This window comes from Gemmatimonadales bacterium (genome assembly GCA_035502185.1).
Lineage (GTDB): Bacteria > Gemmatimonadota > Gemmatimonadetes > Gemmatimonadales > JACORV01 > Fen-1245.
Genome location: DATJUT010000063.1, coordinates 58,815 through 80,601, shown reverse-complemented (window position 1 = coordinate 80,601; position 21,787 = coordinate 58,815). Strand labels below are relative to the sequence as shown.

The window sequence follows — 21,787 nt, the reverse complement described above, 5'->3', positions numbered from 1 at the left end:
GGGCCCGCTACGCGACGGGCGCCGTGCCCCCGGTGCGGCCGGCCCTGGAGCGCGACCAGAGCCAGTAGGCCGGGAGCCCCGTGAGGATGACGCCGAAGGCGAGCGCCGAGCCGCCGGGGTTCGTCACCAGGGCGTTGCCGAGGATCAGGACCGCGGCCAGGAGGAACAGGATGGGCGGCAGCGGATAGGCCCACACCCGCACCGGACGGTCGGCGGCGGGGAGGCGGCGCCGCAGGACGAACACCGCCGCCGCGCCCAGCGCATAGAACGGCCACAGGGCGAGCACGAACGTGTCGGCCAGCTGCTCGAACGTCCGCGCCAGCACGAAGGCGACCCCGAGTCCGGCCGTGAGCACGATGGCGACGGACGGCGTCCGGAACCGGGGATGGATGCGCGCCACCCCCCGGAAGAACAGCCGGTCGTCCGCCATGGCGAAGAAGATGCGCGGCCCGGTCAGCATCGAGCCCGCGAGACCCCCGAAGGTGGAAACCATCACCACGACCGCCACGAGCCCGACGCCCACGCGGCCCACCAGCAGCTCCGCCGCATCGGCGGCCACCAGCCGCGAGCGGGCCACCTCGCCGATCGGCAGCAGGTAGAGATAGGCCGCGTTCACCAGCAGGTAGATCGCCACGACGGCGCCGGTCCCGAGCAGCAGCGCCCGCGGCAGGTTGCGCTGCGGGTCGCGCACCTCTCCGCTCACGAACGAGACGTCGGCGAACCCGTCGTACGCCCACAGCACGGACACCAGCGCCAGGCCGAACAGCCCCGCCTCGAGCGTCCCTCCGCCGGTCGGCGTCAGGCCGGCGAAGTGCCGGAAGTCGCCGTGCCCGGCCGCGAAGGCCACCAGCACCAGCAGCACCAGCGCGCCGCACTTGGCCGCCGTCGTGGCGTTGAGCACCAACGCGCTCCAACCCACGCCCACGTAGTTGAAGACGGCGGTCACGACGATGGCCGCGGCGGCCAGTGGGTGCACGAGCGGCGCATACTGCGCCAGCTCCGGATTCTTCCCCAGCGAGCGCAGCAGGTACTCCGCGAACACCGTCGAGGTGGCGCCCAGGGCCGAGGCGCGGATCACCAGCAGCTCGGTCCAGCCCAGCAGGAACGCCGGCATGCGGCCGAACCCCTCGCGCACGTAGACGAACAGGCCCCCCGAGCGCGGGTACATCGCCGCCAGCTCGGCGTAGGTCAGGGCGCCGCACAGCGCCAGCACGCCGCCGAGAACCCACACCCCCAGCATGGGGACGGGGGCCGGCACCCGCGCCGCGATCAGCGCCGGCGTGCGGAAGATCCCGCTGCCGATGGTCGAGCCGACGAGCACGGCCACCGCGCTCCACAGCCCGAGGCTCCGGGGCAGGCGCTCGCCCCACGCGTCCCGTTCGGGGCGCGGCACGAGCTTCGGGAACGACTCGGCAGGCACGCGCGAACATAACCCGGCCGCCCGGACCCCCCGCAAGCCTGCGCCCTCCCGCATGTTCGCCGGCGAACATGAGGGGGCGGAAGTCCCGACCGCTCCACGGCTTCCGCCCCCAATGACAGCCGGCGTTCCCGCTGTTACTTTTCACCGCGACTCGACACGACAATCACTCTCAAACGTCCTTTCGCGCGGCCGGCCCCGTTCCGGGGAGGCCTGGATCACGGCGGAGACAGCCTGATGCACTGGTGGTTCCCGGGCAACGCGTCCAGCGTGGGCGGCAAGGTCGACTCGCTGTTCTACGTCATCCTGTACATCACCGGCGCCGTATTCGTCCTGGTCGAGGCGACGCTGCTGGTCTTCCTGGTGCGCTACCGCAAGCGGAGCGGGCGGACGGCGACCTACGTGGAGGGCAGCACCAAGGCCGAGATCGTCTGGACGGCCATCCCCGCAGTCATCCTGGTCACGCTCGCCCTCGTCAGCCAGCCGCTGTGGTCGAAGATCAAGGACGCCGACACGTATCCGCGCGACGCGGCGCATCTCGGCCTCGAGGCGAAGCAGTTCGAGTGGCACGTGACCTACCCGGGCCCCGACGGGAAGCTGGGGACGGACGACGACTTCCTGAAGAAGGACTCGATCCACCTGGTGGTGAACCGCGACTACGTGCTCGAGATGACGGCGCGCGACGTGGTGCACAGCCTGTTCATCCCGGCGTTCCGGCTGAAGCAGGACCTCGTGCCGGGGATGAACATCCGGATGTGGATCCGGCCGACGCGCACCGGGACCTTCGAGCTGGCGTGCTCGGAGCTGTGCGGCCTGGGACACTACCGGATGCGCGGCGTGGTGATCGTGCACTCGCCGCAGGACTACGCGGCCTGGCTGGTGAGCCAGGGCGAGGCCACGGCGGCCGACTCGGCCGCCGCCGCCGCCCCTACTACTAGTGGAAAGGGCGCCCAATGACCGCCGCGGGGACCGCCCTGCCCGGGCACGTGCACGCCGACGACCGGTCGTTCGTCCGCAAGTACGTCTTCTCGACCGACCACAAGATCATCGGCATCCAGTTCCTGTTCCTGAGCCTGTTCTTCCTGCTCGTGGGCGGGCTGCTGGCGATGGGGATCCGCTGGCAGCTCGGCTTCCCGGGCCAGCCGATGCCGCTCGGGGGCTGGCTGCCGGAGGGCGTGGCGCCCGGCGGCGTGGTCTCGCCCAAGACGTACATCGGGCTGGTGACGATGCACGGCACGTTCATGATTTTCTTCGCCGTGATGCCGCTCCTGGTGGGGGTGTTCGCCAACTACCTGATCCCGCTCAAGATCGGCGCGCCGGACATGGCGTTCCCGCGCCTGAACATGTGGTCGTTCTGGCTGATGATCCCCTCGGGCCTGCTGATGCTGGCCAGCCTGTTCGTGCTGGGCGGCATGTCGATCGCGGGGTGGACGGTGTACGCGCCGCTGTCGAACAGCCCCGACTACACCGGCGTGCACCTCGGCCAGCAGCTGTGGTGCCTGAGCATCGTGGTGTTCGGCGCCTCCTCGCTGCTGGGCTCGGTCAACTACATCACCACCGTCATCAACCTCCGCGCGCCGGGGATGACCTGGTTCCGCCTGCCGCTCTCGGTGTGGGCGCTGTTCATCACGGCGGTGCTGGCGATCCTCGCGGTGCCGGTGCTGGCCGGCGCCGTGATCATGCTGTTCTTCGACCAGACCATCGGGACGCACTTCTACCTGCCGGCGGCCGGCGGGCAGCCGCTGATGTGGCAGCACCTGTTCTGGTTCTTCGGGCACCCCGAGGTCTACATCCTCATCCTCCCGGCGATGGGGATCGTCTCGGACGTCATCGCCAACGGCGCCCGGAAGCCGATCTTCGGGTACACCTCGATGGTGTGGGCGATGATCGCCATCGCCTTCCTCGGGTTCATCGTCTGGGGCCATCACATGTTCCAGAGCGGGATGAACCCCACCCTGGCCAGCGCCTTCATGGTCTCGACCATCGTGATCGCGGTCCCCTCGGCCATCAAGGTGTTCAACTGGCTCGGCACGATGTGGCGCGGCAGCATCCACTTCACCACGCCGATGCTGAACGCCATCGCCTTCGTGTCGATGTTCATCATCGGCGGGCTGTCGGGGATCTTCATGGCCTCCACGCCGGTGGACATGTACATCCACGGCACCTACTTCATCGTCGCGCACATCCACTACGTGCTGTTCGGCGGCAGCCTGTTCGCGATCTACGCGGGCGTGTATTTCTGGTTCCCGAAGATGTTCGGCAAGCAGCTCGACGAGCGGCTGGGCAAGGTCCACTTCGCGCTGACCTTCGTCTTCTACAACCTCACCTTCTTCCCGATGCACATCCTCGGCATCGGCGGGGAGATGCGGCGGATCTACGACCCCACCGTGTACGACTACCTCCGACCGATGCAGCCGATCAACGTCTTCATCTCGATCAGCGCGTTCCTGCTGTTCGCCTCGCAGCTGGTGATGGCGTGGAACATCGTCCGCACGCTGGCCCGCGGGAAGCAGGCCGACATCAACCCGTGGCACGACTGCGGGCTCGAGTGGACGGTGCCCTCGCCGCCGCCGCACGGGAACTTCGCGACCACCCCGACCGTTTACCACGGCCCGTACGAGTTCAGCCTGCCGGGCGCGGCGCAGGACTACGTCCCGGTGAACCAGCCGCTTCCCTCCGTTCCGGAGGGCCGTCGATGACCGCCCACGCGGCGACGCACGGGATGGCGGGCGGCGAGCACGCCCAGGGCGCCGTCGGCGTCCACACCCAGAAGCTGGGGATGTGGGTCTTCCTCGTTTCGGAGGTGATGTTCTTCACCGCCCTGATCGGCTCCTACATCATCCTGCGGTGGGGGACGGCGGCCCAGTGGCCGGAGCCGCGCTCCGTGCTGGCCATCCCGGTCACGGCGATCAACACCTTCATCCTGATCTGCTCCAGCGTCTCGATGGTGAAGGCGTACGCCGCCGCCACGCGCGACGACCAGGCCGGCCTCAGGCGCTGGCTGCTGCTCACGGTGCTCGGGGGCGCGACCTTCGTTTCGGTCCAGGCGTTCGAGTACCACCATCTGATCGAGAAGGGCTTCCTGCCCAGCTCCGGGCTGTTCGGCGCCACCTTCTACACGATGACCGGCTTCCACGGGTTCCACGTCACCTGCGGCGTGCTCAGCATGATCTGGGTGACCATCCGGGCGTTCCGCGGCAAGTACGCGGGCGGGAAGTTCCAGGGCATCGAGACCATCGGGCTGTACTGGCACTTCGTGGACCTGGTCTGGATCATCCTGTTCACCATCGTCTATCTCATCTAGGGACCGGCCATGGACGCTGCCGAGCACAAGGCACCGAACTACGTCGCCGTCTGGGGGCTGCTCGCGATCCTGACGATGGTCGAGGTCGCCATCGTGTACTTCCGCCTGCCGCGCCGCCTGATGATCGTCTCGCTGGTCTTCCTGGCGCTGTGGAAGGCGTTGCTCGTGGCCCTCTACTTCATGCACCTCAAGTTCGAGCCCAAGCGCCTGCTGTACGTGGTGCTGGCGCCGCTCCCCCTGGCGGTTATACTCGTGGTGGCCGTCATGCACGGATTCCGGGGACCGTGATCAACTTCCACAAGGTCCTGATCGTCACCGCGATCGTCTTCTGCGCCTTCTTCGCCGCGTGGGGATGGCACGACTACCAGCGGAGCGGCTCGACCTGGAGCCTGGCATCCTCCATCGCCTTCGCCGCCTTCGCCGTCGGCTTCGCCGTCTACCTGAGGTTCCTGCGGAGATTCCTGGGCAAGTGAGCGGGCCGGACCTCCTCGCGTACCGGCCCGGGCTGCACCGCTACGCGGTCGGGGTGGCGTGCGCCACCGCGGTGCTGATCTTCATCGGCGGCCTGGTCACCAGCACCGGCTCCGCGCTGGCCGTGCCCGACTGGCCGTTGTCGTACGGGCAGGTCTTTCCGCGGATGACCGGCGGGGTGCTGTTCGAGCACGGCCACCGGATGGCGGGCGCCACCATCGGCCTGCTGACGATCGTGCTGGCGGTGTGGCTGTGGCGGTCCGAGCCCCGCCGCTGGGTGCGCTGGCTGGGCCTGATCACGCTCACCGCGGTGTCGCTGCAGGGCGTCCTCGGCGGCCTGACGGTGCTGCGGAGGCTGCCGCTGGCCCTCGCCGTGTCGCACGCCGGCCTGGCACAGATCGTCCTGTGCCTCACGGTGACCATCGCCCTGGTGACGTCCGCCGGCTGGATGGAGGCCCCGCCGCGCGCGCCCGACGCCGGCGCGCCGTCGCTTCGTGCCCTGACGCGGGTGGCGGTCGCGGTGGTCTATCTGCAGATCCTGGTCGGGGCCGTGGTGCGCCACTCCGGCGCGGGTCTCGCGGTCCCCGACTTTCCGCTCGCGTTCGGGCGGCTGTGGCCCGCGGCGGGCCTGATGTCCACGCCGGTCGCCTATCAGCTGCTGCACCGCGCCGGCGCGCTGCTGGTGGCGCTGTGCCTGATCTGGACCGTCGCGGCCGCGATGCGGCGCCACGGCTCCGTGCCCGGCCTGCGCCGGCCCGCGCTGCTGCTCGCCCTGCTGCTCGCATGGCAGGTCTACCTGGGCGCGGCCATCATCTGGACGAAGCGCGCGGTCGTCCCCACCACGGCGCACGTCCTGTCGGGCGCGCTGGTGCTGGCGACGGCGCTGGTGCTGGCGCTGCGCGCGACGCGCCTGCTGGCGCCGCTGCCCTCGGACCGGAGCAGCTCCCCGGCCTCGACCGCGGCATGACCGCGCTTTCCGGCGGCGCGGCGGTCGCGCCTCCGCCCCCCGCCCCGGTCCCTACCCCGGCGCCGGCCGCCCCCGGCCGCCGCAGGCTCGCCGCGTTCTTCACGCTCACCAAGCCCGAGATCACGTTCAACGTGGTGCTGACCGCGCTGGTGGGCTTCCTCGCCGCGGCCCACGGCGCGGTGGACGTGCTGGCTTTGCTCCGCACCCTGCTCGGGACCGCGCTCGTGGCCGGCGCCGCCAGCACCCTCAACCAGTGGGTCGAGCGCGACCTCGACGCGGTGATGAAGCGGACGGTGCGCCGGCCGCTGCCCTCCGGCCGGCTGACGCCGCGGGAGAGCCTCGCCTTCGGCGCCGTACTCGGCGTCGCGGGCACGGCCTACCTGGCCGCCGCCGTGACTCCGCTGGCCGCCCTGCTCGCCGCCCTCACGGCCGCGAGCTACCTGCTCGTCTACACGCCCCTGAAGCGGCTCACCTCGCTCGCGACGGTGGTCGGCGCGGTGCCGGGGGCCATCCCGCCCATGATCGGTTGGGCGGCGGCCCGCGGCCGCCTGGACCCGGGCGCCTGGGTGCTGTTCCTGATCCTGTTCTTCTGGCAAATGCCGCATTTCCTCGCCCTGGCGGCGCTGTACCGCAAGGACTACGCGCGTGCCGGCTTCCGGGTGCTGTCGGTCGAGGACCCCGGCGGCGCCAGCACCGGTCGCCAGTCGGTGCTGTACGCGCTCGCGCTGCTGGTGGTGAGTCTCTTGCCCACGCCGCTCGGGATGGCCGGTCCGCTGTACTTCTTCGGCGCGCTGGCGCTGGGCGGCGGCTTCGTCTACTACGGCGTCCGGCTCGCCGCGAGCCCCGGCAATCACGCGTGCGCCACCTTCCTGTTCCGCTACTCCCTGATCTACCTGCCCGCCTTGTGCGCCCTGATGGCCCTGGGCTGACCGAGCCCGCGGTCGGCGTTCGCGGCCTGCGGCACCGCTTCGGCGCGCGCGAGGCGCTGGCCGGCATCTCCTTCGACGTCGCGCAGGGCGAGCTGGTCGCCCTGCTGGGACCCAACGGCAGCGGCAAGACGACGCTGTTCCGCATCCTCTCGACCGCGCTCCTGCCCACCGGCGGAGCGGCCGAGGTTTTCGGTGCCGACGTGGCGCGGCAGCCCGGGCTGGCCCGGAGGCGGATGGGGGTCGTGTTCCAGGCCCCGAGCCTCGACCGCAAGCTCACGGCCGCCGAGAACCTCCGGCACCAGGGGCGGCTCTACTGCCTGGGAGGCCGGGACCTCGAGGAGCGGATCAAGGCCGCGCTCGAGCGGGTCGGGCTCGCCGGCCGCGCGGGCGAGCGCGTGGAGCGGCTTTCCGGCGGCCTGGCCCGCCGCGTCGAGCTGGCCAAGGGCATGCTCCACCGCCCCGGGCTCCTGCTGCTCGACGAGCCGACGACCGGGCTCGACCCCTCCGCGCGACGGGGGTTCTGGTCCTACCTGGACCTGGTCCGCCGCGAGACGGGGGCCACTGCCGTGGTCACCACCCATCTGCTCGACGAGGCCGGGCGGGGAGACCGGATCGCCTTGCTCGACGAAGGCCGCCTGGTCGCCCTGGGCGCGCCCGCGGCGCTGACGGCGGAGATCGGCGGCGACGTCATCACCGTGCGGACCGCCGACCCGGAGCGGCTGGCCGGCGCCGTCGCGGCCCGGTTCGGATGTCCGGCCGCGGTGGTCGAGGGGGCGGTGCGCATCGAGGTCGCGCGAGGACACGACCTGGTGCCCCGACTGGTGGAGGCGTTTCCCGAAGCGATCCTCGGCCTCACGCTGGGCAAGCCGACGCTGGACGACGTCTTCGTGCACCGCACGGGCCGTCACCTGCATGCGGGCGACGGAGGCGACGGCGCGTGAGAAACTTCCTCGTCGCGGTGGGCACGCTGTGGCAGCGGGAGTTGGTCCGGTTCTACCGCCAGCCGAGCCGGCTGGTGGGCGCGCTCGCCCCGCCGGTGCTGTTCTGGCTGCTGATCGGCTCGGGGCTCGGACCCTCGTTCCACGCTCCCGGCGGGGCGGCGGGCACGAGCTACCTGGCCTACTTTTTTCCCGGAGTGGTGATCCTCATTCTCCTTTTCACCGCCATCTTCTCCGAGATCTCGATCATCGAGGACCGGCGCGAGGGGTTCCTGCAGGCGGTGCTCGTCGCGCCCGTGCCGCGCGCGAGCATCGTGCTCGGCAAGGTGCTCGGCGGCACCACGCTGGCGGTGCTGCAGAGCGCGCTGTTCCTGGCGCTGGGACCGGCGGTCGGACTGAGGCTCGCCTCTCCGGGCGCGCTGGCCGTGCTGGCGGCGGTGCTGTTTTTGCTCGCCTTCGGCCTCACGGCGCTCGCCGCCGCCATCGCCTGGTGGCTCGACTCCACCCAGGGCTTTCACGCCATCATGAACCTGTTCCTGATCCCGATGTGGCTCCTGGCGGGCACGCTGTTTCCCGTTGAAGGCGCGCCGGGCTGGCTCGGCGCCGTGATGCGGGTGAACCCGCTCACGTACGGCGTGGCCGCCTTGCGGCGCGCGCTTTCGTCCGCCGGCGCCACGGGGCCCGGCTTCGGCGTTTCGCTCGCCGTCACGGCGGCGTGCGCGGTCCTGGCGTTCGGTGCCGCTGTGTGGGTGGCCTCCCGCCGGCCCACGCGGTGATCGCGACGGAGGATCTTCCCGCCGTGAACGCCACGCTCAACGGCGTCACGGCGGTTTTGCTGTCGCTCGGCTATGCCATGATCCGGCGCCGGCGGACGCTGCTCCACAAGGCCTGCATGCTGGCGGCCTTCGGCGTCTCCACGGTCTTTCTCGCTTCGTATCTCTGGTACCACGCTCACGCCGGAGTGAAGCACTTCGCCGGCCGGGGCTGGATTCGGCCTGTCTACTTCGCTATCCTCATCACGCACACCGTGCTGGCAGCGGCGGTCGTGCCCCTGGCCCTGACAACCGTCTATCTCGGACTGTGGTCGCGACATCCCACGCATCGGCGCTACGCGCGATGGACCCTGCCCATATGGTTGTACGTGTCCGTGACCGGGGTCGTCGTCTGGCTGCTGCTCTTCCGGCTCTCCTTCTAGCGCTGGCCCCCGCGGCGTGGGCGCAGGACATGTCCCACGGCCCGCTGATGAAGACGATGTTCTGGACCGGTGCGCTGCTCGCGCTGATGCCGGTGGCCCTGGGACTCATCGTGCTCGGTGTCGTCCTGCGCCAGCGGCGGCAGCGCCGCCGGCGGGAGGAATCCGCTGACCAGCCCTGAGCGGCCCGGGCCACCGGGAGTTCAGGGGAGCGTCCTCCTGGTGGACGACGACGACGATCTCGCCGACGTCCTGGGGCGCGCGCTGGCGCGGCAGGGGTACGTCGTCCACCGCTCGCGCGCCGGCAACGATGCGATCGCTTCGCTCCCGAGCCTCGGGGCGCTGGATGCGGCCGTCGTGGACCTGGTGCTGCCGGGCGCCGGCGGGCTCGACGTCGTGCGCAGCATCCGGCGGGCATTCCCCGGTTGCCGGGTCGTGGCTTTGACCGGCCTCGCCGAGCCGATGATGGAGCAGGCGTTCCGGGACGCCGGCGCCGACGTCTTCCTCGGCAAGCCGGTGGAGCTGGCGGAGCTGTTTCGCGCCCTGGCAGCTCGACCCTAGGCCTTCGCCCTATCCCAACTGGAGCCGCAAACGCAACGCCCCCGGCCGAAGCCGGGGGCGTCGCACCCTGTGGAACCTCCTGCAGCTACTGCAGGATGACGGTCATCTGGTACACGATCGAGTAGTGGGCGTTGAAGCCGAGAATACCAATCCAGTACTGCGCGGCCGGCTCCGACGCCGTGGTCCACGCCTCGGGCTGCGCCGTTGTCGCGCCAGCGTACCCCGTCAGGTCCACACCCGACTCGTCGCACTTGGTCGCGGCATTGCAGACCAGGAAGTCGAGGTCCTCGGTGTAGGCTACCGTATTGGTCCCCGTACTGTACGGGTTGCCGCTGCCGAACCAGGCGAGGCTCCCCTTCAGCACCTGGGCGGCCGTCGTGGTGAAGGTCCAGAACGCGGAGCCGGCCGGGCCGACGGACCCGTACACGACGGCCGTGTCGTTGGCCGGAATCGTCAGGACGTTGGCGGCGCCCTGCGTCGTGCCCACCGGGAAGTCCGACGCGACGCTGTCGATCGGCACCGGGTTCAGGGTCGAGAAGGCCGAGATGGTCACGGCGCCCCACGAGACGTTGGTGACGGTCACGTTGCCGCCGCCGCCGCGCTTGGCCAGGCCGGTGACCGAGTTGGCCGTGCGGCTCAGCTCCCACATCGCGTCGCTGGTGGAGATACCGGTGTTGCCGACCAGCACCTGCGAGGTCGGCTGCAGCGCGAGGCCGGCGGGCAGGGTCACGGTGATGGTGTCGCCGAGCCGCGCGTTGTTGGGCGACATGGCGACGCCCAGCGGGCCGAAGCGCTTGCGCGAGACGGCCGTGCTGTCGCCGATCAGGGAGTCGATGGCGATGTTCCCGATCGCCGTGTTGCCGGTGACCAGCACCAGGTTCGTGACGATCACCTTGCCGGCGCCGGGCCTCAGGAACGCGGCCTGGAGCTGCGTCGGCGTCTTGCCCACGAGGATGCCCGTCGAGATGCCGGACGGCCCGCTCAGGTAGACCCTGGCCTGGGAGGTGTCGAACTGGAACACGCTGGTGCCGTTGATCACGAGCGTGTCACCGGCGGTGTAGGCGACCGTGTCCGCCGGGATGGTGTCATGACCGATGATCGTCCCCGGGACGACCAGCGTGTCGGGCCCCGGCGTCCCGACGACCGATACCTGCGACGCGGGAAGGACCGGCGGAACGACCGCGACGCGGACCGTGGCCGTCAGGCCCCGGCTCTGCACCGTCACCGTCGTCCAGCCGCCCGTGCTCACCACGCCGCGGACGAAGGCGCGGCTCAGGTAGTTGCCCGGGATGATCGTGGTGTCCTTGTTGACCACCGCGATGGTCGTCGCGGCCGACGACCAGGCCGCGTCCGTCTCCGGCAGGACGTTGCCGCCGTTGTCGAGGATCGTGGCCGTCACGGCGGTGCTGTCGCCCGGAGCCACGAAAATGGACGTGTGGTCCAGCGACAGGATCGTCGGGCCGCTCCTCAGGCCGCTCACGGGGTCCTTGAAGCAACCCGCGGCGCCGGCTGCTACGAACGCCACCGCAAGCAGAACCAGACTTTGACGCTTCATGATTACCCTCGCGCTCAAGTAGCGTGATTTCTACCGCGCACCGCCCAGGCTACTGTGGCTCCTACTGTGGCACGTCCAGCGTCGTGATGCCGAGGAACCGCGCCACATCGGTATAGTTGTGACGCGCGTAGTCCGACGCGTCATCCAGCATGTTGGGCCAGTTCGGCAGCCCGGTTTCCTGCCGGTCGTTGGTGCCGATCAGCTGGTAATGCCCGATCCCCGACCGGTCCAGGAACACGTAGTACCGCTGCCGGCCCCGCGTGTATCTCCACACCTCGTAAGGGAGCGGCGACGCCATGGGACGCCGCAGGATGTCGTCCCAGCTGCCGTTCCTCAGGAACACCCTTCCGCGATCGGTGCGCCACCCCGGAATCTGCGCGGCGCCGCCTTCGCGAAACGTCTCGTTGGCGAACCCCACCAGCGCGTAGAACTGCTCCATCGGCTGGTTCACGCCGGTCCCGTGCGTCGGGTCCTTCTTGGCCCAGAACTCGCGCAGGAACCTCCGCTTCCCTTCAACCGACAGCCCCTCGTAGACGCCCTGCTCACCCGGCTCGAGCAGATAGACCAGCGGCGCGTACAGCGAATCGAGCCCGGCCTCGCTCACGCCTTCGAACCGGTCAGAACCGGCTGCGGGGGCCACGGCCCTCTCGGTGCTCGGTGCCCCCATGACGAAGGGAGCCTCGCCCACCACGGTGCTGTCGCCCAATGCAACCGCCAGCTGCAGCACGTAGGCACCGGGCGGCAGACCCGACAGGTCCACCGAGCCCCGCACCGCGCCGCCCTCCGGCGCGAACTGCACCGGCCTGGGCGCCGTCCGCACCAGGGAGCGCCCGGCCCCGCCGAGCACGGCCGCGGTCAGCCGGCCGTCGAGCGAGGCTCCCGGCCAGGGATAGACCTCGGCGTAGTACGACAGCATCGCCTCGGTCGGCGAGAGGTGCGGGACCGGTGCGGTCCGCAGCAGCAACCCGCCTCGCTGGATCTCCCCGGCCGCCGCGGCCGCGCTGTCCGACCCCGCGGCCCTCACGGCGCTCGCGAGCAGCAGGTCCGAGAGCGGAGGGCGGACCGCATAGGCGCTGACGTCCAGCGCCCGCTCGACCGCCGCGCCCGCCTCCGGCACCGCCCGCACCACGATCCGGTACCGCCCGGGCGCCGCCCGGAAGTCGAACGTCTCGACCGCCGTTGCGCCCGCCGCCCGGGCCACTGCGCCCGGCACCTCCCGCGTCCACTCACTGCGCTGGAGCTCGAGGCCGGTGGTGTCCGACACCGCGACCTCCACCCGGTACCGCACCGTCTGACTCACGCCCGACGCCACCGCGCCGAGGCGCACTTCACACACCCCTTCGATTGTCGTGGTCGCGCTGGCCGGCGAGTAGAACCGCACCGCGCTGACCGTCAGCGGCTGTCCGCCGCTCTGTCCACCCGGCGTGGCTGCGACCAGCAGAAGGCCGGCCGACGCCAGCGCCACCTTCACCATCTTCATCAAGACCTGCCAGGCAGGGGGCCGGAGAGCGGCGACGCTCCCCGGTCCCCCGCGCGATGTGTCAGCCTACCAGGTGAACCCCACCGTGAGCATGTTCACGCCCCCGAGGAGCCCCATGTTCCGGTACGCGTAGTCGATGCCCACCCCGAAGCCGGAATTCCCGGGACGGTAGTACACGCCGCCGCCGGCAGACATCCGGTACTGGCTCGTCCCGCCGACCGAGCTGCTGAAGCCGGCCGAGTCCGAGGGCGTGATGTTGTTGTCGGGCCAGTAGGTGACGCTGGCGCGACCGGCGACCGAAAAGCCGCTGCTGCCGAGGGCGACGTTGTACTCGCCGCCGAAGTTGAAGCCGGGGTTGTTGTTGTTGGGCTGGGTGAACTCGCCCAGCACCGAGAGGCGGCCGGCCGTCGTCTGGAACAGGTCGTACGCCAGCCCGACCCGGAAGGTCACCGGCAGCGGCCAGTCCTTGGTGGTGAATTGCGCGGTCGCCGGCTCCTGCGGCACCGAGTCCTGCCCGACCGGGGGCGTCCGGCTCACGTTCACCGTCAGCGCCTGCCCGCTGTGTCCGAGCGTGGAGCCCAGGTTCTGAATCACGAACGACGCCCGGATCGGGCGGCCGCCGATCATCGCGTGGAAGCTGGTGCCGAAGTCGACCGCCACCGCGTTGCCGGACGCGCGGCCCAGCTGATCGTTGATCAGCTTGGCCGTGAGGCCCGCCGAGAACCGGTCGGAGAACTGCTGCGAATAGGTCAGCCCCGCGACGGTCTCGCTCACCGAATACACGTCACCGGTCGACCCGGTGGGATCGTCCACCGTGTACACCGGCTGGCTGCTGAAGCCGAAGTTGGCCACCGAGACGCCGATGGCCCGTGCGCCGCCGCTCATCGGGAATCCGACGGCCGCCCAGGCGTACTTGGTGCCCGCGACGTAGTTCATCGTGGACGCCATCAGCCCGGCGTGGTCCATCTGCGACAGGCCGGCCGGATTGTAGTAGACCGCCGACACGTCGGTCGTGAGCGCCGCAAAGGCGCCGCCGAGCGACGCACCGCGCGCCGACGGAGCCAGCAGCAGAAACTCGGCGGCCGTGGTGCCGTAGCCCGTATTGTCGGACGGGATCTGGCCGCACTGCCCGACGGTACCGCCGCACACCGGCCCCTGGGCCCGCGCCGGACGACCCGGAACCAGCGCGACGGCCAGCAGCGCGACGCCAATCAGAACGAAACGATTACGCATGCGAACCTCCGCGCGGGCCGGGGCGGGTGCCCCGGCCCGCTTCGGGACGTTTACTGGGCGAAGTTGACCACCGTGAACCGGCCGATCTTGGTGCTGCCGTCTGGCGCCTCGACGTGATAGAAGTACACGCCGCTCGCCACGAACTGGTTGTTCCGATTGCGGAGGTCCCAGGTGGCCTCGCCACCGCCCGTCGGGTCGTTGTGGGTCAGGACCCTGACCAGGATTCCGCTCACGCTGTAGATCCGGACGATGGCCTGGTTCGGCAGATTGACGAACCGGAGCACCTTGTTGTTCGCCGAAGTCTCCAGCGCGTTGGTCACGTAGTACGGATCCGGCACCGTGTGGATCGCACTCATGTTGCCGGCGGCCTTGTTGATCCCGAAGGCCTGCGTGACCCGCAGCTTCAGCGACAGCCCGGGCACGTACGGCTGGCGGTAGGGCAGCGGCGTGTACGAGTAGCCGGAGCACGCCGTCGCCGCAGCCGCCGGCGTCGCCGGGGTGTAGTTCGAGCAGGTGGCGTCCACCATGCCATCGAGCACCTTCAGGTGCCACTTGGTGCCGGCCGCCGGCAACGACGCCATCTGCATGATGAAGAAGCTGCCGTCGATGTACAGCGAGATGCCGTTGCCGTTGGCGGTGCCCGTGTTGTCGTAGTTGATCGGCTCGTACTCCGCCTTGTTCTCGAGCGGAGCGCAGGTGATGCCGTACGTGAGGCTGCACACCGGGGCGATGGCGTACTGATGCCAGTACCCGACCACGCCGACCGTCGGCGTGCCGGTGCCGTCCGCGATGTCGCCGTTCGCCACGCCCGCCGCCGTGAGGGCCCGTTCGTTCACGAACCCCCAACTGACGCGCATGTCGGTCGCGAACGGCACGTTGACGTGGTGCGTGGAGTCGCGCACAGTGATCGTGGAGTCCGCGTTCCACGTCACCACGAAGTCGCCCGGATGACCCAGGGACGTCCCGTACTGGACGTACCGGTGCAGGATGTTGATGCCCGGCGGCGTACCGGTGTTCGGCAGGCGGTACGTCAGGGCCTGGTAGATCATGCTCACGCCGGTGAGCTTGCCGTCGGTGTTGGCCGCCGAAGCGAACGGATTGACCGTCGGCTGCGGAGGCTCGGCGCTACCCTGGTCGTACCACACCGGCTGGCTCAGGAGCGCGCTGTGACGCTGCGCCGCCGTCTCCCCGGTCCACGGGTACCGCTGGGAGCTCATCGTGAGGTTGCCGGGAGTGACGGCGCCCATCGGCGCGATGAAGGTCTTGAACTGGACCGGCATGGTCGCACCAGCCTTGAACAGCCCCGACAGCCCGAGCGTGGCCGCCCGCGCGGAGTCGTAATGGACCAGGGGGGCCGACGCCGAGTCCAGCACCCAGTTGCTGGTCAAGGTGGCGTTCACCGCGTTGTACCCGTCACCGGGGTCGAACGGGAGCGCCGCCCGTACCGTATCCTTCCCCGAGATGAACGACACGTACATGCTCGCGTACGGACCGCCGAAGCCGCCCACGGTCCCCGGCACGAGCGAGTCGATTAGCGCCGTGATGTCACCCGGCGGCAGGGCCTCGGCCACCGACGCCAGGAAGCCGAAGCTGGCGGCGTTGGTGGGCGGGATGACGCCCGTGACCGCGCCGCTGGACGCATCCATCTTCGGCGCGGCGGCGTTGGGATCCAGCGCCACGTTGTCGTCGCCGAACTCGCCGGTGACGATCACCGCGACGTTGGCGTTGCTCCCCTCGGCGCGCGGCGTCACGGACTGCGCCACCAGCGACGACTCCAGCGAGGAGGGGCCCGACTTGACGCTGTTGATGTCGAAGGCCGTCACGGCGTAGAAGTACTGCACGCCGTCCAGGAGGCCCCGGTCGACGAAGGCGAACGGCACGCCGTTGTCCACCAGCGCCGGAAGGTGCGTGGCGCCCCCCACGATGGCGGTGTCGGCCGCCACGATGAGGATGTTGCCGTTAGCGAGCTTGTAATGAACGCCGGCAATGGTGGTGTCGCCGCCCTGGAGTTGCACCCGGCCGCCCGGCGTGATCTGGATGACGTTGCCGACGAGCGGGTAGAGGTTGGGGGTCCCGGACAGCGGGTTGCCCGTCGTGTCGAACGCCGTCGGGCAGCTCGCGATGATCTTCAGCTCCGGCGCGCACTGGTTGCCGAACGTGTTCGGGTCGTAGAACTGGCCCACGTAGTCCGTGACCGTCGTGCCCACGTAGTCGAACTGCGCGATGACCTTCATCTCCGACGCGGTCCGCCCGCGCCAGATCCGGTACCCCTCGACGTCGAACTGGCGGTAGTCCGGATCGTACAGCGGGTTCGCCTTGACCGTCGGCGGCACGGTGGTCGAATCGGTGATGACCGGCGCGCTGGCGATGCCGTAGTACGGGTCACCGCACGGCGGCGTGCTGCAAGTGGCGTTCTCGGTATTCGACTTCTGCCACGCCACGGTCACCTGCCCGTCGCCCGGCACCAGGTAGAACGTCGGCGACTCGGGCGCGAACGGGAGCAGGAACTTGTTGTCGAAGATGGCCTGCGCGGTCAGCGCCTTGGCCAGGAGCGAGCGGGGCGCGGTCTGGACCTCGTCCTGCTCGATGATGCCATCGCCGTTGAGGTCGCTGAACTGACCCCACCCCATCGGGCGCTCGACCGGGTCCCGGATGGTCGCAGCGGCGGTGCAAGCGGCGAGGCAGACGCGAGTCCCGCCACCGGTCCCGGCGAGGGCCAGGGTGTCCGGCTGCGGCGGGTAACCCGGCAGGTACGTGTCCACCAGGTTCGCGTTGATGTAGTTCTGGATGCTGCCCGCCGGCATCGCGTAGATGCCGTTGCTCGTCGCCGCCCAATTATGCAGCGGCGCCGCGAAGACCAGCGCGACCACGATCACCGACGACTGCCCGGGGGCCATGTCGAACGGGCCCGACGACTCGAAGTAGCGGGTGTCGGCATACGCCTGCAGCGAGGCGCAGGTGTGCAGGACGATGGGGTTCGAGTTGCAGACGCCGTCACCCAGGGACGGTGTCACGTGTCCCGAAAGGAACCGGTACATCTGGCTCACGCCGACCGGGTCGTTCATGAGGCCGCAGCCGTTGCACGTGTTGCTCCACATGCTGATGCCGAACTCGCGGCCGGTCGACGGATCGATCGGGCTCTTCAGGTATTTGGCGGCCTCGTACCCGGGGGCCGGGTAGAAGGGGTCGCCGAAGATGTTGGCCGGGTACTGCCACAGCGGCTCGCGGTAGTCGGCCTTCATCACCGAGACCAGCGAGAACGGCAGGACGGCCTGGGAATAGTTGTAGCTCGCGTTCCCCTCGTCCGCGTCCTGGTAGAAGGCCGCGAACATGTTGTGGAACGTGAAGCCACTGGCGGGCACCGTCACCCCGTAGGCGGCCTGCGCGCGGTTGTGGAAGTCCTGCGCGATGGCGACGATCCTGTCGACGTCGGCGCTGGAGTACCCGGCGCTGTCCTCCAGCGCCTGGTAGTCCGTGCGGTTCAGGGACGTGATGTTGATGAACCGGAACAGGAAGTAGAGGATGTCCTCGTTCCCGCTCGGGTAGTTCCACAGCAGGCCCCGCTGCTCGACCAGGACGCCCATCGCGTGCTTGCGGCCCGTCGACAGGGAGGGGTTGCCGTCCCAATACCGCACCCAGGTGTCCTGCTGGGAGATGGTCTTGCGCCCCAGCAGGGCCTTGTTGTACAGGGTCGGGTCGTTGACGTTCGCGGCCGTAGGCCAGGCGGCGATGTCGTCGGCGTTCAGCCCGTCGAAGATGTTGGTGACGGCGTCGCCCTGCCGCTGGTCGCCGCGGGCGTCCATGAAGAACGTGCCCACGGTGTCTCCGGCCCACACGCCGGCCTGCGTGCAGCTCGGCGGGTTATAGCACACCGTCCCGGCGATCTGCAGGCCGCTGTTGAAGATGTAGCTGTCCGGCGAGCCGTTGGGCCAGAAGCCGGCCTCGATGGTGCCCGAGCCGTAGGGGTTGGTGCACTGGTTCCCGAAGTTGGTCAGCCAGTTGCAGTCGACGCGGTTGGCGTGCAGCCGCAGGCCGATCGATCCCTGGAACAGGTTGAACCCGCCGCGCGCGGCCCGGGTGATCGGGCGCGACGGCCGGGCCACGGCCGTCGAGACGACCGAGACACCCGCCCCGAGCACCAGAACCGCCGCCAGCGCCAGACGCTGTAGCACTCTCGATTGCATGCGGACTCCTTGAACGTTGCGCCCACGGCGCCTCGCCCGATGGCGAGGCGCCGCTGGCCGTCCCGAGCTAGAAGTTGAACTCGAAACCGAGACGCATGTCGAACCCGGGGCCGTTCAGCGTCTGCGGCCCGTGGAACCGGGTGTACCATGCGTTGAACGCCGTGTTGATCTCGCTGGTGCTGAAGAACTGGTCGCCGTTGCCGAACCGCAGCTCCGCCTGCTGGAGCATCAGGCAGTCGACCGGTCCAGCGATCCCGCCGCTCCCGTAGCCGTACTTCGAGCAGTCGCTCAGGTCCACACCCGTGAGGACCTGGGTGATGCCGTTGGTGGTGACCGACTTGGTCTTCCACAGCTGCCCGGCGTCCTGCGTCAGGGTCGAAATCTGCGGATTCAGCTGCTGCGCCTGATACAGGTTGTTCACCACGTCGCCCGTCTCGGCGAAGATCGCCGTCAGGTTCTTCCAGTTGAACAGGTTCCGGAAGTCCGCGAAGACCGAGATGTCCTTGCCGGCCACGCGGAAGCCGCGGGTCACCCGGAGATCCACGTCCTTGATCCACGGCATCGTGGAGCTGTTGATCGGCTCCTCCGGATTGCCGCTCAGCCCGAAGCCGTTGTTCGGCCCGAGCGCGCCGAGACCGCCGTTCTCCATCAGGGTGTAGGGCAGCCCGCTCGCGAACCGGAACGTGGCGTACACGCCCGTGTTCTCGAGGATGCTCCCGATCACGGTGCCCCGGTTCCACCCGTTGGGGAAGGTCGCCGCCAGGTTGCCGGCGATCGTGTGGCTGCGGTTGTCACCGCTGGTGAGGATCGCCTGCGGCGGCAGCAGCCGCAGCCCCGTGACCGCGCTGTTCACGCGGGCCAGGGTATTCAGGTACTGCTGGGGATCCGAGCCGGTGCTCTTCGCCGTCTGATACGTGTACGACAGGGTCCCCTGGAAGATCGACCCGAAGCGCCGGTCCAGCCGGATGTCCACGCCGCGGGAGTTCCCGAAGTCCTCGTTGGTGTAGAGGTTGATCTGCTCGTTCGTGGAGCCGGGGTTCTGGCACACGCCCGTGTTGCACCCGATGAACGGGTCGAAGATGTTAAGGCTCCGCCCCGCGATCTCCGAGACCTGGTCCTTGTTGTATGCCGAGACGTCGAGGACCATGTCGTCGCTGAACGCGTGCCGGATCCCGAACTCGAACATGATCGTCTTCCCGAAGCCCAGCGGCCGGCCCCAGGTGTCGTTCAGGTTCGTGTTCGCGACGTCGGAGTTGCTCTTGGTCGCCATCAAGCTCATGTCCGGCGTCTGCACCTGGTGCGCGTACGACAACCGGAAGTTCGTCCGGTCGGTCACCGGGAACGACACCCGGAGCGACGGCGACAGGATGTGCTGCGGCGAGGCCTTGAAGTAGTTGCAGGTCGCCAGCGCCGTCGAGTCGTGCGCCGTCAGGTCGGCATCGCAGGCGCGCGCCATCGCGCTGTCCTGCGCGTTGAACGACATCGCCAGCTTCTGCGTCAGCGTGTACGACGCCGAGCGCAACGGATCGGTGAAGACCCGGCCGGGCACGCGCGAGTACAGGATGCCCGTGTCCATCCGGTCATACCGGAGTCCCAGCTCGACCACCACGTCGCCCAGGTCGATGCGGTCCTGGCCGTACAGGCCCAGCGTCTTGGGCGCGGTCGTGTAGGCGTCCATGAAGATCAGGTTGTTCAGCCCTGCGCCCCACGCCTTGTCCTTGAAGTCCGTGAACTCGAAGCCCCCCTGGACGCGGTTGTAGCGGTTCGCCTGCCAGTCGATGTTCGCCCGGCCGGTCACCCGCGTCTCCGTCGTGAGCTGGGGCGCGTTGGTGCCGATGCCCGCGCTGGCGAACGCACTGGAGCTCACCCCGTACGGGTTGAACCGGTACGAGCTGGCCGCGGCCAGGTCGTTGCGGTTGATGTACGGGATGCAGCCCCCGACCCCGCTCGCCCGCGGCGTCTGGCAGGTGCCGAGCCGCAGGTTCTGGATCAGCGCGTCGTCGATCGGGAAGCTGTTGAAGTTCGTCACGAACTGGATGTTGCTCGTGTTGAACCAGCCGAACGGATCGTTGTGGCTCTCCATCCAGCTCGGCTGCACGAGCCCGAAGATGTACTGGTCCTTCTGCCAGCTCAGCGCCGCGTCGAGCTGCAGCGCGTGCTCGCTCGAGCTGGACAGGTTCTGCGTCCAGCTGCCGATCAGCACCTGCGCCAGCGCCCAGTTGCCGGTCTGGTTCGTCGGGTCGTAGTTGATCCCGCCCAGGCCCTGGTTGCGGTCGACGTGGTAGCTCGCCGACAACCGCGAGCCGCTGCCGTAGGTGTACTGCAGCTTGCTGTCGATCGTCGTCTGGTCGGTGTTCGCGTTCAGCAGCCGCGTGCTCTGGCACGTGCCCTGGAACGCGGCCGTGCCGCTGCACCCGCTGGCGTACTGGGTGAACTTCGGCAGCCGCACCAGCTGGCTGTCCGACAGCGTGCTGCCGGGGTTGAGCGGCACCATCACCGAGTCGAAGTACCCGGCGAGCTGGAACTGCGGCACGTTCTGCTGGCCGAACGGCCGCTGCGCGTTCTGCTGGCCCTGCAGCGTCGTCCCGACGAAGAACGTGAGGTTCTTCAGGCTCGGAAACGGCCCGCCCACCGACGCCTCGATGCGGTTGAGCCCGGTGCCGTATACCTGGCCCGACACGTTGTCGGTCTGGTAGCTGATGCTGCCGTGGTATTCCGGCCCGCCGGAGCGCGTCACGAGCGACACGACGCCGCCCTGCGCCTCCCCGTACGCGGCGCCGGTGGCGCCGGTGGTCACCGACGCCTCTTCCAGCGCGTTGGTGCCGACCGTGGCCGCCGTGCCGATGTTGGTGGCCAGGCCGGAACGGCCGTACGAGCCGCTGAAGGCGCCCTGGTAGTTCCGGACCAGCACGCCGTCGATGTACGTGGCCTGCTCACCCGGCCGGCTGCCGCGGATCGACAGGCCGCGGTTGCTCTCCACCACGCCCGGCTGGAGCCGCAGGACCTGGCTCACCGCGTCGACCGGCAGCGCGGCGATCTCGCCGCCCTGGATGGTCGGTTTGCTGGTGACCTGGTCGCGCGGCACGATCGGGTTCTGGTTCTCGACCACGTTGATGTCGGTCAGCGTGACCGCGTGCGCGGCCAGCACCGGGCTCACCGTGTACGTCTGGTCGGCGAGCACCCGTACCCCGCGCACCTCGCTGGGCACGAACCCGATGAACTGGGCCCGGACCGTCACGACGCCCGCCGGTACGTTGTTGAGGAAGTAGTAGCCTTTGTCGTCGGTGATCGCGCGGAACGACGACCCCACGATCTGCACCTGCGCGCCCGCGATGGGGGCGCCAGCAGAGTCCTTGACCGTGCCTTCAATCTTGCCGGTCGTGCCCTGAGCCAGCAGTCTGCCGGCTCCGAACACCGCCACGGCCACGATGGCCGACGCCACGAGGGCGAGGCGAGAGAAGGCCCAGCGACTACGTTCAGTCATTGCAGACCTCCACAGGCGTGAACACGAGGGATACGAAAGACGAACGTGGCAGCGACACGCCACCTCCTTTCG

Annotated in this window: 18 protein-coding genes; 12 read left to right on the top strand and 6 right to left on the bottom strand. The window is 69.4% G+C overall.

What is annotated here, in order from left to right:
- Positions 1 to 7 precede the first annotated feature (7 nt).
- Positions 8 to 1,420 carry an amino acid permease gene (locus tag VMF70_08645; protein HTT68083.1) on the bottom strand — a complete coding sequence of 471 codons (1,413 nt, stop codon included), beginning with the start codon at positions 1,418 to 1,420 and terminating at the stop codon, positions 8 to 10.
- 234 nt (positions 1,421 to 1,654) lie between these two features.
- Between VMF70_08645 and VMF70_08640 the strand changes: the two genes are divergently transcribed.
- The 12 genes from VMF70_08640 to VMF70_08585 are packed head-to-tail and all read left to right on the top strand — an operon-like array spanning position 1,655 to position 9,779.
- The gene (locus VMF70_08640; GenBank protein ID HTT68082.1) at positions 1,655 to 2,374 is read left to right on the top strand and encodes a cytochrome c oxidase subunit II; all 720 of its coding nucleotides are present in this window, start codon (positions 1,655 to 1,657) and stop codon (positions 2,372 to 2,374) included.
- The gene (locus tag VMF70_08635; protein HTT68081.1) at positions 2,371 to 4,116 is read left to right on the top strand and encodes a cbb3-type cytochrome c oxidase subunit I; all 1,746 of its coding nucleotides are present in this window, start codon (positions 2,371 to 2,373) and stop codon (positions 4,114 to 4,116) included. The genes VMF70_08640 and VMF70_08635 overlap by 4 nt, the downstream gene beginning before the upstream one ends.
- On the top strand, positions 4,113 to 4,721 hold the full coding sequence (locus tag VMF70_08630) for a heme-copper oxidase subunit III (GenBank protein ID HTT68080.1): 609 nt from the start codon (positions 4,113 to 4,115) through the stop codon (positions 4,719 to 4,721). Before VMF70_08635 ends, VMF70_08630 begins: the two co-directional genes overlap by 4 nt.
- Before the next feature lie 9 nt (positions 4,722 to 4,730).
- A complete protein-coding gene (locus VMF70_08625) occupies positions 4,731 to 5,009 on the top strand; it encodes a cytochrome C oxidase subunit IV family protein (GenBank protein HTT68079.1) in 279 nt (92 codons plus the stop codon).
- On the top strand, positions 5,006 to 5,194 hold the full coding sequence (locus tag VMF70_08620) for a hypothetical protein (GenBank protein HTT68078.1): 189 nt from the start codon (positions 5,006 to 5,008) through the stop codon (positions 5,192 to 5,194). Before VMF70_08625 ends, VMF70_08620 begins: the two co-directional genes overlap by 4 nt.
- Complete coding sequence (locus VMF70_08615) at positions 5,191 to 6,159, top strand: COX15/CtaA family protein (protein ID HTT68077.1); 969 nt, start codon at positions 5,191 to 5,193, stop codon at positions 6,157 to 6,159. Before VMF70_08620 ends, VMF70_08615 begins: the two co-directional genes overlap by 4 nt.
- The gene (gene cyoE, locus VMF70_08610; protein ID HTT68076.1) at positions 6,156 to 7,088 is read left to right on the top strand and encodes a heme o synthase; all 933 of its coding nucleotides are present in this window, start codon (positions 6,156 to 6,158) and stop codon (positions 7,086 to 7,088) included. The genes VMF70_08615 and cyoE overlap by 4 nt, the downstream gene beginning before the upstream one ends.
- Positions 7,064 to 8,029 carry an ABC transporter ATP-binding protein gene (locus VMF70_08605; GenBank protein HTT68075.1) on the top strand — a complete coding sequence of 322 codons (966 nt, stop codon included), beginning with the start codon at positions 7,064 to 7,066 and terminating at the stop codon, positions 8,027 to 8,029. The genes cyoE and VMF70_08605 overlap by 25 nt, the downstream gene beginning before the upstream one ends.
- Entirely contained in the window at positions 8,026 to 8,802 is a 777-nt protein-coding gene (locus VMF70_08600) for an ABC transporter permease (GenBank protein HTT68074.1), read from the top strand. The genes VMF70_08605 and VMF70_08600 overlap by 4 nt, the downstream gene beginning before the upstream one ends.
- Entirely contained in the window at positions 8,772 to 9,221 is a 450-nt protein-coding gene (locus VMF70_08595; protein ID HTT68073.1) for a DUF420 domain-containing protein, read from the top strand. Before VMF70_08600 ends, VMF70_08595 begins: the two co-directional genes overlap by 31 nt.
- A gap of 29 nt (positions 9,222 to 9,250) precedes the next feature.
- Positions 9,251 to 9,400: a hypothetical protein gene (locus tag VMF70_08590; GenBank protein HTT68072.1), complete on the top strand. Its 150-nt coding sequence runs from the start codon at positions 9,251 to 9,253 to the stop codon at positions 9,398 to 9,400.
- Positions 9,401 to 9,440: 40 nt separating this feature from the next.
- Complete coding sequence (locus VMF70_08585) at positions 9,441 to 9,779, top strand: response regulator (protein ID HTT68071.1); 339 nt, start codon at positions 9,441 to 9,443, stop codon at positions 9,777 to 9,779.
- A gap of 85 nt (positions 9,780 to 9,864) precedes the next feature.
- On the opposite strand, the gene VMF70_08580 is transcribed toward VMF70_08585, so the two are convergent.
- The 5 genes from VMF70_08580 to VMF70_08560 all read right to left on the bottom strand — a co-directional run bounded on the left by VMF70_08580 (position 9,865) and on the right by VMF70_08560 (position 21,715).
- Positions 9,865 to 11,334 (bottom strand): hypothetical protein, encoded by a 1,470-nt coding sequence (locus VMF70_08580; protein ID HTT68070.1) that lies wholly within the window; start codon positions 11,332 to 11,334, stop codon positions 9,865 to 9,867.
- Positions 11,335 to 11,395: 61 nt separating this feature from the next.
- Positions 11,396 to 12,814 carry a GWxTD domain-containing protein gene (locus tag VMF70_08575; protein ID HTT68069.1) on the bottom strand — a complete coding sequence of 473 codons (1,419 nt, stop codon included), beginning with the start codon at positions 12,812 to 12,814 and terminating at the stop codon, positions 11,396 to 11,398.
- 66 nt (positions 12,815 to 12,880) lie between these two features.
- Positions 12,881 to 14,047, bottom strand: a complete 1,167-nt coding sequence (locus VMF70_08570) for a PorV/PorQ family protein (protein ID HTT68068.1) — start codon at positions 14,045 to 14,047, stop codon at positions 12,881 to 12,883.
- Positions 14,048 to 14,097: 50 nt separating this feature from the next.
- Entirely contained in the window at positions 14,098 to 18,219 is a 4,122-nt protein-coding gene (locus VMF70_08565; protein HTT68067.1) for a hypothetical protein, read from the bottom strand.
- 79 nt (positions 18,220 to 18,298) lie between these two features.
- Entirely contained in the window at positions 18,299 to 21,715 is a 3,417-nt protein-coding gene (locus tag VMF70_08560; protein HTT68066.1) for a TonB-dependent receptor, read from the bottom strand.
- Positions 21,716 to 21,787: the final 72 nt, after the last annotated feature.

What these genes read in the sequence shown, in the direction of transcription:
- VMF70_08640 (HTT68082.1), top strand. Translation starts at nt 1,655, where the DNA reads ATGCACTGGTGGTTCCCGGGCAACGCGTCCAGCGTGGGCGGCAAGGTC.
- VMF70_08590 (HTT68072.1), top strand. Translation starts at nt 9,251, where the DNA reads ATGTCCCACGGCCCGCTGATGAAGACGATGTTCTGGACCGGTGCGCTG.
- VMF70_08575 (HTT68069.1), bottom strand. Translation starts at nt 12,814, where the DNA reads ATGAAGATGGTGAAGGTGGCGCTGGCGTCGGCCGGCCTTCTGCTGGTC.
- VMF70_08635 (HTT68081.1), top strand. Translation starts at nt 2,371, where the DNA reads ATGACCGCCGCGGGGACCGCCCTGCCCGGGCACGTGCACGCCGACGAC.
- VMF70_08570 (HTT68068.1), bottom strand. Translation starts at nt 14,047, where the DNA reads ATGCGTAATCGTTTCGTTCTGATTGGCGTCGCGCTGCTGGCCGTCGCG.
- VMF70_08625 (HTT68079.1), top strand. Translation starts at nt 4,731, where the DNA reads ATGGACGCTGCCGAGCACAAGGCACCGAACTACGTCGCCGTCTGGGGG.
- VMF70_08630 (HTT68080.1), top strand. Translation starts at nt 4,113, where the DNA reads ATGACCGCCCACGCGGCGACGCACGGGATGGCGGGCGGCGAGCACGCC.
- cyoE (HTT68076.1), top strand. Translation starts at nt 6,156, where the DNA reads ATGACCGCGCTTTCCGGCGGCGCGGCGGTCGCGCCTCCGCCCCCCGCC.
- VMF70_08560 (HTT68066.1), bottom strand. Translation starts at nt 21,715, where the DNA reads ATGACTGAACGTAGTCGCTGGGCCTTCTCTCGCCTCGCCCTCGTGGCG.
- VMF70_08580 (HTT68070.1), bottom strand. Translation starts at nt 11,334, where the DNA reads ATGAAGCGTCAAAGTCTGGTTCTGCTTGCGGTGGCGTTCGTAGCAGCC.